Below are 12,666 nucleotides of genomic sequence, written 5' to 3'. Positions count from 1 at the left end.
TCTTTACGGCCAGCGCGGGAGATCTCTCAGTACCGGCTGGCTTTCAGATAGAAAAATAATGGTGAAAGATGACAAACGGCTACCTCGCTTTTCCAAAATTTGACCCGGTGATTTTTTCTGTCGGCCCGGTTGCTCTTCACTGGTACGGTCTGATGTACCTGATCGGATTTATCTTTGCCATGTGGCTGGCAGGACGCAGGGCCAGTAAGCCCGGCAGTGGCTGGACCAAAAACGAAGTCGAAAATTTACTGTATGCCGGTTTTCTCGGGGTATTCCTCGGCGGCCGTATCGGCTATGTGTTGTTTTATAACCTGCCGCTGTTTCTCGCCAACCCCCTGTATTTATTTAAGGTCTGGGATGGCGGTATGTCATTCCACGGCGGACTGATTGGTGTGATCGTGGTTATGCTGGTATTTGCCCGCCGCACCCACCGGACTTTCTTCCAGGTGTCAGACTTTATTGCCCCGCTGATCCCGTTTGGGCTGGGTGCCGGTCGTCTGGGGAACTTTATTAACGGTGAATTATGGGGCCGCGTGGACCCGAATTGTCCGTGGGCGATGCTGTTTCCCGGCTCCCGTAGCGAAGACCTGGCGCTGGTGGCGACCCACCCTCAGTGGCAGTCACTGCTGGATACCTACGGTGTGCTGCCGCGTCATCCGTCACAGATTTATGAGCTGTTACTTGAAGGGGTGCTGTTATTTATCATCCTGAATGTATTTATTCGTAAACCGCGTCCGCGGGGAAGTGTGTCTGGTTTGTTCCTGATTGGTTACGGCGCTTTCCGGATCATTGTTGAGTTCTTCCGCCAGCCGGATGCCCAGCTTGGGTTATTTGGCGGCGTAATCAGTATGGGGCAGATCCTGTCCATACCAATGATTCTGGCCGGTGTTATTATGATGATTTGGGCTTACCGTAGCAGCCCCCTGAAACAACCGGGTGAAGTAAAATGAAACAGTATCTGGATCTGATGCAGAAAGTATTAAACGAAGGTGCATCAAAAGATGACCGTACCGGCACCGGTACCCTGTCGATCTTTGGCCACCAGATGCGCTTTGATCTGCAACAGGGATTTCCGCTGGTGACCACCAAAAAGTGTCATCTGCGTTCAATTGTGCATGAGCTGCTGTGGTTCCTGAAGGGTGATACTAATATTGCCTATCTGAAAGAAAATAAGGTCAGTATCTGGGATGAGTGGGCCGACGAAAACGGTGATTTAGGGCCGGTCTATGGCCAGCAATGGCGCAGCTGGCCGGCGGCCGATGGCCGTCATATTGACCAGATCAGCGAAGTGATCCGTCAGCTGAAACAGGACCCGGATTCACGGCGGATTATTGTTTCTGCGTGGAATGTCGGCGAACTGGATAAAATGGCGCTGGCTCCCTGCCATGCTTTCTTCCAGTTTTATGTTGCCGGGGGGCGCTTAAGCTGTCAGCTGTACCAGCGCTCATGCGATGTTTTCCTCGGTCTGCCCTTTAATATTGCCAGCTATGCTTTACTGGTACATATGGTCGCTCAGCAGTGCGATTTAGAGGTCGGTGATTTTGTCTGGACCGGCGGGGATACCCACCTGTACAACAACCATCTGCAACAGGCGCGCCTGCAACTGACTCGTGAACCGCGTCCGCTGCCGACCCTGAAAATTAAGCGTAAACCGGACTCTGTTTTCGACTATCGTTTCGAAGACTTTGAGATTGAAGGCTACGATCCGCATCCGGCGATTAAAGCCCCGGTCGCTGTCTGAACCGATACGCCTGAGGCTGGCTGAAAAGGCGGCAGAGCATTATTGCTCTGCCGCCTTTTTTATCGCAGCCGATAAACCCTGCAGTGGATCCGGCGTTTCGGCAGAATGTTGTTATCTGCGGTAATTTAATTACGGCGGGTTACGCACTCAGCGGCCTGACTGCTGTTGTTCTGACGGAAGAACCTTCAGTATAGGGGAATGAAAACCTACCGCCCGGCAGGGGACGCTGCCGGATTTACCTTACCGGAACTGGCGCTGGTGCTGCTGATTATTGCAGTGCTGACGGCCGGTGGCGGATATTACCGGCAATGGTCAGGCTATCGTCAGCAATTATCAGACACTGCCAGCCAGTTGCATCTGTTTCTGGCCGGGGTACGGGAGAATGCGAACCGTACTCACCGTGATCTGCCACTGAGGGTACGTCAGACCGCTGATGGCTGGTGTATTGATGCCAGTCCGTCGCCTTCGCCCGGAGACTGCCAGACCCGCGGGCGTTTTGTCTGGCAGGCACCTTACCCGCAGGTCGCGCTGCTGGCCGTGAATGGTCAGCCGGGGTTTTACGGGCGGCGCAGTGTGGCGCGGGCCGGCAGTATTGAGTTTGGTCAGCCGCGACAGGCGTGGCGGATTATTATTTCTGCGCGGGCACGGATCCGCGTCTGTCAGCCAGCACAGGAGGGATGCCAGTGACCGCACCGCAACCTGTACCGCCCTGTTGCCAGCGGGGATTTACCCTCAGTGAAATGCTGCTGGCGATGCTGATCTGCGGGGTGGTTTTACTGGGGGCGGCACAGTTTTTTCCGCGACTGTTTCAGCAAAGCCGTCAGTTACAGCAACAGAATCTGCTGACTCAGGAGCTTCGCCAGCTGATGCTGGTACTGGAGAAAAACCTGCGCCGTGCCGGGTTCTGCCAGCAGAGTCCCTGTGCCGGCCGCGGGGTGACAGTCAGTGACCAGGGACGCTGTCTTATCCTGCGGCTGCAGGAACGGCGCTATCCGGCGGACGGCAGACCCGGCGGACTGGCCAACGAAAGTTACGGATACCGCTGGCGGGACGGCAGTATCGAAACTCAGCGCGGTGTGCAGCACTGCCGGGAAACGGGCTGGGAACGGCTGACGGACCCGGCCACATTACGGGTGGATGCCCTGCGCTTTGAGTCTCAGCTGCCACGGGTCGGTATTTATCTGCGGATATCGTCGGGCTCGGGAGTGACGGTCAGCCGTCAGCACTGGCTACTGGCAGAAAACCTGTGAACCGGCAGGGTAGCAGTCCGCTGGTGATGGTATTGATTCTGTTACTGAGCGGGACGTTATTACTGCATAGCAGTGCCCGTTTGCTGACCAGGGGGATGGCAGGAGCCGCGGATGAATCACAATATTTGCAGGACTTTTATCAGGCGCAGTCTTCTCTGGCGTGGGGGGAGCGTCAGTCATGGCCGGATAACAATGGCTGGCAGTGCCGCCGGGTACCGGTCGCGGGTGGCTACAGCTGTTTATTATGGCAAACGGCGGATAGCGGGTTGTTACTGGGCCAGTCGCGTAATGCGGAAAAACAGATCTGGCGTATTATCCGCCGTGCGTTCCCTGACCAGCCGCAGATTATGGCGGTTGCCGGTGGCTGGACCGATCTCTGTCCGCTGGCCGATGAGAAGCGCTGTACGGTTTCAGTCGCAGGGGTTCAGCCTGACCGAAAGCCTGATAGCGCTACTGATCCTGTCCCTCGGGGTAGTGATGTTATCCGGTTACCATCAGCAACTGGTGACGGCCTATCGGCTACAGTGGGCGCAGCGCGACGCGGCCTGGGCGGCGACCCGGTTGCTGGCCGGTAAGCCGGTGGCTGGCTGGGAAAATGAACTGAAACAGGAGGTCACCGCCGAAGGCTGCCGCCTGGTAACGGCGCAGGTCAGGGGCCGGTTTAACCGCCATTTCAGGCTGCAGCAGTTGTTTTGCCCGCCTTTCGGTCAGCGTTTACCGGAATAACTGCTGCTAATGCTTGCAACCGCTAAATCAGAAGGTACAGTGACGGTCACCGCCGGCAGCCGTTTCAGGAGACAGTATGTTCAGTGTTTACCATTCCAATCAGCTGGATATTTTAAAGGATCTCACTGCCCATCTCATCAGGATGCAGCCCCTGAGCGATCCTTTTGCCAAAGAAGTTGTGCTGGTGCAAAGCCCCGGCATGGCTCAGTGGCTACAGATGGCGCTGGCTGACGAGTTCAGTATTGCCGCCAATATCGAGTTTCCCCTGCCGGCAACCTTTATCTGGCAGATGTTTATGCAGGTGCTGCCCGGGATTCCCCGGCAAAGTGCCTTTAATAAAAGTGCCATGAGCTGGAAGCTGATGACCTTACTGCCGGAGATGCTGGCGCGGGACGACTTTTTACCCCTGCGCCATTACCTGAATGATGATGACGATAAACGAAAACTGTTCCAGCTCAGCAGCCGGATAGCCGATTTATTTGACCAGTATCTGGTGTACCGTCCTGACTGGCTGAACCAGTGGCAGCAACAGCAGCTGGTAGAGGGATTAGGCGACGCCCAGCAATGGCAGGCTCCCTTATGGCGGGCGCTGGTGGAATATACCGCCGAACTGGGGCAGCCTGAATGGCACCGTGCCAATCTGTATTCACGGTTTATTCAGGCCCTGGAGAGCTGTGATACGCCGCCGCCGGGGCTGCCGCCACGGGTATTTATTTGCGGTATTTCGGCCCTGCCCCCGGTATATTTGCAGGCTTTACAGGCCCTGGGACGGCATATTGATATTCATCTGTTGTTTACTAATCCGTGCCGTGACTACTGGGGCGACATCCGTGACCGGACGTTTCTTGCCCGACTACAACACCGCCAGCGTCAGCAGATTAACTCTTCGCAACAACGGCCGGTGTTCCGTGAACCAGAGCAGGCCGCCTCGCTGTTTAATGAGGACGGAGAGCAACAGCTGACCCAGCCGCTGCTTGCTTCCTGGGGAAAGCTGGGACGCGATAACTTATATCTGCTGGCTCAGATGGATGCACTGGATAATGAAATCGATGCCTTTGCCGGGCCGGGGGAAGACAGCCTGCTGCATTGTCTGCAACAGGATATTCTGACCCTTGAGGACCACTCGGTCAGCGGGCTGACCAGCGAACAATATAACCACAGCGGCAGTAAACGCCGGTTATCGCCCGAGGATGATTCGTTTTCGCTGCGTGCCTGTCACAGCCCGCAGCGTGAAGTTGAAGTTTTACAGGATTACCTGCTGGGACTGATGGAGGCCGATCCGCAACTGAAACCGCGGGATATTATCGTGATGGTCGCCGATATTGACAGCTATTCACCTTTTATCCAGTCGGTATTTAACGGGGTTAATCGTCAGCGGCATATTCCGTTTGCCATCTCCGATCGCCGTGCCAGTCAGGCCCATCCGGTGATCCAGGCCTTTTTACAGTTACTGTCGCTGCCCGACAGCCGTTTTACGTCGGAAGATGTTCTGGCCCTGCTGGAAGTGCCGGCGCTGGCTGCCCGTTTTTCGATTAATGAACAGGGGCTGCGAACCCTGCGCCACTGGGTGGATGAATCCGGGGTGCGCTGGGGGCTGGATGACAGCAGCGTCAGTGACCTGTCGTTACCGGTGACGGGCCAGCATACCTGGCAGTTTGGCCTGCAACGTATGTTGCTGGGGTATGCCCTGGAAAGTGAGCAGGGTGACTGGCAGGGGATTCTGCCTTATGACGAGTCGGCCGGACTGATGGCCGAACTGGCCGGGCAGCTGGCCGAACTGCTGAGTTGCCTGGCTGACTGGCGTCAGCGTTTACGCCAGTCTCTGTCTCTGCGGGACTGGCAGCCCTGTTGCCGCGAGATGATTGATACCTTTTTTAGCGGCGACACAGACAGTGAAACCGCACTGGCACTGATTGATGAACAGTGGCGGCAGCTGACAGAGCAGGGGATTGAAGCACAGTATCCGGCTCAGATTCCGGTGACCATATTGCGGGATGAATTACGCAGTCTGCTGGACCAGCAGCGTATCAGCCAGCGTTTTCTGGCGGGGCAGGTGAATTTCTGTACCCTGATGCCGATGCGTTCCATTCCGTTTAAGGTAGTCTGCCTGCTGGGAATGAATGACGGTGTTTATCCCCGGACGCTGACCCCTTCCGGATTTGACCTGATGCAGCAATCGACGCGCCGTGGCGATCGCAGTCGCCGGGATGATGACCGTTACCTGTTTCTTGAAGCGCTGGTATCAGCCCGCGACCGTCTGTATATCAGCTATATCGGCCGCAGTATTCAGGATAACCGTGTGCGTCTGCCATCAGTACTGGTGAGTGAACTTTGTGAATATATCTCTCAGAGCTTTTGCCTGCCCGGCGATGAAGCCCTGAACGTGGATGACAGTGCACAGCAGGTACTTGAGCACCTGCTGCATCAGCACAGCCGTACCCCGTTTGCGGCCGAAAACTTTATGCCACAGGCTGCGCGGCAAAGCTTTGCCAGTGAATGGCTGCCTTCTGCCCGCGGTCAGGGAGAAGCCCTGCCATCCTTTGTTCAGCCGCTGGCGGAGTTTTGTTGCGACGAAATATCCCTGGAGGAGTTACTGCGTTTCTGGCGGCATCCGGTGCGGGCCTGGTTTACCCGGCGGCTGGGGGTGAGTTTTCTGGCGGAGGAAGATGACCTGCCGGATACGGAGCCTTTTGTACTGGATAATTTGCAGCGCTATCAGATCAACAGTCAGCTGCTGAATGCCCTGATTTATCAGCAGGACAGTGAGCAGTTTTTCCAGCGGCAGCGGATGGCGGGTCATCTGCCTTACGGGCCTTTTGGCGCCCTGTTCCGCGAAAAACAGTTAGCCGATATGCAGGAGATTGCCAGTCAGGTGAGCGGACAACTGGCCGATACCCGCAGTATTGAGGTGGATCTGGAATTACAGGTACGGCTGACGGGCTGGCTGACCGGGGTACAGGACGACGGTATTCTGCGCTGGCGGCCGGGAGAGCTTAATCTCAGTGATGGCCTGCTATTATGGATTGAGCACGTGGTTTACTGTGCCCTCGGTTACCAGGGGATCAGCCGCATGTACGGACGTAAAAACAGTGGCTGGCGTTTTCTGCCTCTGCCGCCGGAGCAGGCCCTGCAGCAGCTGGAACAGCTGATCGATGGCTTTCTGCAGGGGATGAACCAGCCGTTGTTACTGCTGAACCGTTGCGGTGGCAGCTGGCTGACCAGCAGCCTGAGTGCTGATAAGCAGCAACTGCTGACCGATGAAGAAACCCGGCGCAAGGCATTACAAAAACTGACGGATGCCTGGCAGGGCAGTTTCCAGGTGCCGGGCGAAGGCAGTGATCCTTATTTGCAGCGTCTGTGCCGTGAACCCGGCCCGCAGGTGATTAGCGAAATCTGTGCGGCGGCCGGACAGTGGTATCTGCCGGTGATCCGTGCCCATGTGGCCGAATAACTGCAGCCTGACAGGCCGGACTAAATTAATCATAAGTAAGGGATGATGAATATGCAGCAGGCAGAAGCACTGGACCCGTTAGTTTTACCGTTGCAGGGCCAGAGGCTGATTGAAGCATCTGCCGGGACCGGCAAAACCTACACTATAGGTATTCTCTACCTGCGTTTGTTGCTGGGGCTGGGAGGTGATCATGCATTTCACCGTCCGTTATCGGTGGAAGAAATTCTGGTTGTGACCTTTACCGAGGCGGCGACTGCCGAATTACGTGGCCGTATCCGTAATAATATTCATGGTCTGCGTATTGCCTGTATCCGGGCTGCCGAACCGTCTCCGGCGGAAAGCGGCGGGGCGCTGGCGGAGCAGGATGCCGCCTGGCAGCCATTGCTGGCACAAATTACTGATTTTTCTGGCGCGGCGGCACGGCTGCTGGCGGCAGAGCGGCAGATGGATGAAGCCGCTATATTTACCATCCACGGTTTCTGCCAGCGGATGCTGAATATGAATGCATTTGAATCAGGGATGCTGTTTGAACAGCAACTGGTCGAAAATGAACAGCCTTTGCTCGGGCAGGCGGCCGCAGATTTCTGGCGGCGCTATTGTTACCCGCTGGATGAAGATGTTGCGCGGATCGTACTGGAAACCTTTAGCGGCCCGGAACATTTATTAGCCTCTCTGCTGCCCTGGCTGCAGGGGGAAATGCCGGTGATTAAGTCAGCTCCGGCCGAAGAACAGAGCCTGACCGGGCGGCATGAGCAGAATATTCAGCGGATTAATGCACTGAAACAGGCGTGGAGCCAGGCCGCTGACGATCTGCGGGATATTATCGAACAGTCCGGTGTTGATAAGCGCAGTTACAGTAGTAAGCACTTACCTGTATGGCTGGATAAACTGAAACAGTGGGCGGCTACCCCGACCCGCGATTATCAGATCCCTAAAGAGCTGGCGCGTTTCAGTCAGCAGGTACTGGCCGAAAAAACCAAAAAAGGTGAGGTTCCGCAGCATCCGCTGTTTAGCCAGGTCGGGGACTTTCTGCAGCAGCCTGTCACCCTGTATGACTGCCTGGTCAGCCATGCCCTGCGGGAAATCCGTGCCTCCGTGGGATTGCAAAAACGTCAGCATGCCCTGCTGAGTTTCGATGACTTACTGAGTCGTCTGGATTATGCCCTGCAACATGACAGCGGACCGGCACTGGCAGAATCGGTGCGTCAGCGTTATCCGGTGGCGATGATTGATGAATTCCAGGACACAGACCCGCTGCAATACCGGATTTTCAGCACCCTGTATGGCGGTCAGCCACAGCATGCCATGTTACTGATCGGTGACCCGAAACAGGCGATTTATGCATTCCGCGGGGCGGATATTTTTACTTATATCTCTGCCAGAAAAGAAGTCAGTGCTCACTATACCCTGGGGACTAACTGGCGCTCGTCGCCGGGGATGATTACCAGTGTTAATCGCCTGTTTTCGGCAACCGCACAGCCGTTTATTTTCGACGAAATTCCGTTTCAGCCGGTGGCTGCCAGCCCGAAGAATCATGCCCTGAGCCTGCGGCTGGACGGGGTCAGCCAGCCGGCAATGCGCCTGTGGCTGGCTCCCGGTGAAGGTATGGGGGTAAGTGAGTACCAGCAATTTATGGCCAGCCAGGCGGCAAATGATATTGCCCGCTGGCTGATCGCCGGGCAGCAGGGAACCGCCTGTTTTGTTGACAGCCAGCAACGTGAGATGCCCGTGACCGCTGCCGATATTACCGTACTGGTCCGCAGCCGCCAGGAGGCCGGCCTGATACGCGAGGCCTTACAGGCTAACGGGATTGCGTCGGTGTACCTTTCCAGCCGCGACAGTGTCTATCAGACTGCTGAAGCGCGGGAACTGTTGTGGATTTTACAGGCGGTGCTGGCCCCGGAACAGGAACGTACCCTGCGTACCGCCCTGGCAACCTCGGTGATGGGGCTGGATGCCGCGGCACTGGAACAGATAAGCCAGCACAGTGAAGGCTGGGATGCGATGACCGATCTGTTTGCCGGCTGGCAGCAGCTGTGGCGTCAGTCGGGGGTGCTGCCGATGCTGCGGGATGTGATGATAAAACAGCAACTGGCAGAAAATCTGCTGGCCAGTGAGGGCGGCGAGCGGCGGCTGACGGATATTATGCATCTGGGCGAACTATTGCAGGAAGCGGCAGTACAGCTCGACAGTCCGCACGCGCTGGTGCGTTTTCTCAGCCGTCAGATACTGCACCCGGACATTAATGGCAGCAGTCAGCAGTTACGCCTCGAAAGTGACCGTCATCTGGTACAGATAGTCACGATCCATAAATCGAAAGGGCTGGAGTATCCGTTAGTCTGGCTGCCGTTTGCCGCCAGCTGGCGGCCTGCAGATGCGGCCCTGTATCATGACCGGGACAGTTTAGCCGCGGTTCTGGATTTACAGCAGGAACCACAGAGTATGCAACTGGCCGAACAGGAACGACTGGCCGAAGATTTACGTCTGTTGTACGTGGCACTGACCCGGTCAGTCTGGCATTGCAGCATCGGGGTGGCCCCGTTATTCCGTGGTAACCGCAAACCACAGGGTGAAACCGACCTGCACCACAGTGCGATTGGTTATTTATTGCAACAGGGGCAGCCTGCCAGTGCCACTGAATTATCGGCGCGGTTAACACAACTGGCCGATGACAATATTGCCATTAGCGTGGCGGATAACCCGCCGGCCGCCCGCTGGCAGGACAATGTTGCGGCAGATCCGCAACTGGCCAGCCGTCGCCTGACCCGTTCACTGAATGATTTCTGGCGGGTGACCAGTTATTCCGGCCTGCAGCGTCACGGCAGTGCACGTTTACTGGATGTTATGCCGGGATTTGATATTGATGCGGCCGGAGAGCAACAGACAGAGCAACCGCCGCAGCTGACGGCCCACCATTTTCCCCGTGGCGCGGGGCCGGGAACCTTTTTACATAGCCTGTTTGAACAGCTGGATTTCAGCCAGCCGGTCCCTGAGCCCTGGCTGGCTGAACAGGTCGCTGCCCATGGCTATCCGCCCCACTGGGTGCCGGTATTGCAGCAGTGGCTGGAGACTTTGCTGACCACCCCGTTACTGGATGAAGGCCTGTCCCTGTCGGCGCTGCCGGCGGGTGACCGGCTGGCGGAGATGGAGTTTTATCTGCCGATTAAGGGGCTGTTACAGCCGCAGGCGCTGGATGCCCTGATGCGGCGCTATGATCCTCTGTCACAACAGGCGGCTCCGGTGGATTTTTATCAGGTACAGGGGATGCTGAAAGGTTTTATTGACCTGGTGTTCCGCTGGCAGGGTAAATATTATTTGCTGGACTATAAATCTAACTGGCTGGGGGCTGACAGCAGTGCCTATACACCTCAGGCGATGCAACAGGCGATGACTGACCACCGTTATGATCTGCAGTATCAGCTCTATAGCCTGGCGCTGCACCGTTATCTGGCCCACCGTATCCCTGACTATGACTACCGGCAGCATTTCGGCGGGGTGTTCTATCTTTTCCTGCGCGGGATGGGCGGTGAACAGCCGGAGAACGGCGTGTTTTTTACCCGCCCGGCGGAAGCGTTTATACAACAGCTGGACAGTCTGTTTGCCGGACAGGAAGGAGTCAGCGATGACTGAATTTGAACAGTTACTGAAACAGGCGCAGGAAGCGCAGATGTTCCGTCCGCTGGATGTGCGTTTTGCACAGCTGACGGAGAACAGCGGTTCTGCGCCGCGCCTGCTGGCCGCCGCCTGCCTCAGTGCCAGTACCGGCGAAGGGCATGTCTGTCTGCCGTTAGCCTTGCTGCATCCGGAGGCGTTATACAGCGGGCGTCAGCTGACGCTGGCGCAGGCCCTGTGGCAGGCAGCCGGTGCGCCGCAGACGGTCAGCCAATGGCAGCAGCTGCTCAGCGAGTGGCAGGCGGTCAGTGAGGGCTCACTGGCGACGCCGCTGGTGTTATCCGGTCAGCGGCTGTATCTGCACCGCATGTGGCACTATGAGCGACAGGTGGCCGGATTTTTCTCGGCTGATTTTCGTGCCGATCCTCCGGACAGCCGGCAAATACGGCAGGTGCTGGATCAGCTGTTTGGTGAAGCCGGCGATAACTGGCAAAAAGTGGCGGCTGCGGTAGCCCTGACCAGGCAGCATGCCGTGATTTCCGGCGGGCCGGGAACCGGCAAAACGACCACCGTGGCACGACTGCTGGCGGCCTTATTACTGCTTGAACCGCGGCGCTTACGTATCCGTATGGCGGCCCCGACCGGTAAAGCCGCGGCCAGGCTGACTGAGTCACTGGGCAAGGCCCTGCAGGCTTTGCCGGTGGATGATACCCTGAAAGCACGTTTTCCTGATGAGGCGACCACCCTGCACCGGCTGCTGGGGGCACGGCCGGGGACCCGCCGGTTACGTTACCATGCGGGTAACCCGCTGCACCTGGATGTCCTGGTGGTGGATGAAGCGTCGATGGTTGATTTATCGATGATGGCATCGCTGATCAGCGCCTTACCGGCCACTGCGCGGGTGATTTTTCTCGGTGACCGCGATCAGCTGGCCTCGGTGGAAGCCGGGGCGGTACTGGGAGATATCTGTCGTTGTGCAGAGTATGGTTACAGCCCGCAACGGGCCAGAGAACTGGCACAACTGACGGGGGCGCAGCTCACCGGGCAGGAGATACCGGATGCGCCACGGGTCCGTGATAGTCTGTGTCTGTTACAACAGAGCTACCGGTTTGCTGCCGGATCAGGGATTGGGCAACTGGCTGCAGCGGTGAATCAGGGCGATACCGCCCGGTTTAACCGGGTGCGGCAGGAGGGCTACCAGGATATCGCATTACAGCCTCTGGAGTGTGCTGAACACTGGGTAACTATGCTCAACGATATCAGTGATGGCTACGGGCCGGTACTGGAAATGATCCGGCGTCAGGCACCGGCCGCAGAGGTATTGCAGGCGTTCAGCCGTTATCAGCTGTTATGTGCATTACGTGAAGGGCCTTTTGGGGTCAGCGGCCTCAACCAGCGCATTGAACAACGGCTCCGTCAGCAGCAGCGGCTGGCAACCAGTGCAGGAAACAGCCACTGGTACAGGGGACGGCCGGTAATGATCACCCGTAATGACAGTGCGCTGGGGTTATTTAACGGTGATATTGGTATTACGATGGCCGATAACAGCGGTCAGCTGAAAGTCCACTTTATGCTGCCTGATGGTAACGTCAAAGCGGTGCAACCCAGTCGTTTACCTCCCCATGATACGGCATGGGCGATGACCGTCCATAAATCTCAGGGGTCCGAGTTTGACCATACGGCACTGGTACTGCCGCCACAGTTCAGCCCGGTACTGACCCGTGAGCTGGTATATACGGCCATTACCCGCGCCCGCAGGCAACTGACCATTTACAGTGATGAACGGCTGTTTCTCCGGGCGATACAATCACGGACGCAGCGGCGCAGCGGGCTGACCGATCAGCTTTCCCGCGACCCGGCAGCATAATATCTCCCCCTGCCCGCAG

9 protein-coding genes are annotated in these 12,666 nt (G+C 57.1%); all 9 read left to right on the top strand.

Annotation, left to right across the window (positions count from 1 at the left end; all coding sequences use genetic code 11):
• Positions 1 to 68 precede the first annotated feature (68 nt).
• The 9 genes from lgt (at position 69) to recD (ending at position 12,647) form a co-directional block, all read left to right on the top strand.
• The gene (lgt, locus tag JK216_RS09090; protein ID WP_212707731.1) at positions 69 to 950 is read left to right on the top strand and encodes a prolipoprotein diacylglyceryl transferase; all 882 of its coding nucleotides are present in this window, start codon (positions 69 to 71) and stop codon (positions 948 to 950) included.
• Positions 947 to 1,741 (top strand): thymidylate synthase, encoded by a 795-nt coding sequence (gene thyA, locus JK216_RS09085; RefSeq protein WP_212711552.1) that lies wholly within the window; start codon positions 947 to 949, stop codon positions 1,739 to 1,741. Before lgt ends, thyA begins: the two co-directional genes overlap by 4 nt.
• A gap of 198 nt (positions 1,742 to 1,939) precedes the next feature.
• Entirely contained in the window at positions 1,940 to 2,428 is a 489-nt protein-coding gene (locus JK216_RS09080) for a prepilin-type N-terminal cleavage/methylation domain-containing protein (protein WP_212707733.1), read from the top strand.
• A complete protein-coding gene (locus tag JK216_RS09075; protein WP_212715377.1) occupies positions 2,425 to 2,991 on the top strand; it encodes a prepilin peptidase-dependent protein in 567 nt (188 codons plus the stop codon). The genes JK216_RS09080 and JK216_RS09075 overlap by 4 nt, the downstream gene beginning before the upstream one ends.
• Positions 2,988 to 3,566 (top strand): DUF2509 family protein, encoded by a 579-nt coding sequence (locus JK216_RS09070; protein WP_212710394.1) that lies wholly within the window; start codon positions 2,988 to 2,990, stop codon positions 3,564 to 3,566. The genes JK216_RS09075 and JK216_RS09070 overlap by 4 nt, the downstream gene beginning before the upstream one ends.
• Entirely contained in the window at positions 3,469 to 3,717 is a 249-nt protein-coding gene (locus tag JK216_RS17025; RefSeq protein WP_249213027.1) for a prepilin-type N-terminal cleavage/methylation domain-containing protein, read from the top strand. Before JK216_RS09070 ends, JK216_RS17025 begins: the two co-directional genes overlap by 98 nt.
• A gap of 76 nt (positions 3,718 to 3,793) precedes the next feature.
• Entirely contained in the window at positions 3,794 to 7,168 is a 3,375-nt protein-coding gene (recC, locus tag JK216_RS09060) for an exodeoxyribonuclease V subunit gamma (RefSeq protein WP_212711553.1), read from the top strand.
• Between the two features lie 45 nt (positions 7,169 to 7,213).
• Positions 7,214 to 10,798 (top strand): exodeoxyribonuclease V subunit beta, encoded by a 3,585-nt coding sequence (gene recB, locus JK216_RS09055; protein WP_212711577.1) that lies wholly within the window; start codon positions 7,214 to 7,216, stop codon positions 10,796 to 10,798.
• Positions 10,791 to 12,647, top strand: a complete 1,857-nt coding sequence (gene recD / locus JK216_RS09050; RefSeq protein WP_212710392.1) for an exodeoxyribonuclease V subunit alpha — start codon at positions 10,791 to 10,793, stop codon at positions 12,645 to 12,647. Before recB ends, recD begins: the two co-directional genes overlap by 8 nt.
• Positions 12,648 to 12,666 lie beyond the last annotated feature (19 nt).

This window comes from Tatumella sp. JGM94, from assembly GCF_018257595.1.
Lineage (GTDB): Bacteria > Pseudomonadota > Gammaproteobacteria > Enterobacterales > Enterobacteriaceae > Tatumella > Tatumella punctata.
Note: the sequence above shows the minus strand (reverse complement) of the source record. Positions and strands in the feature narration are given on the sequence as shown.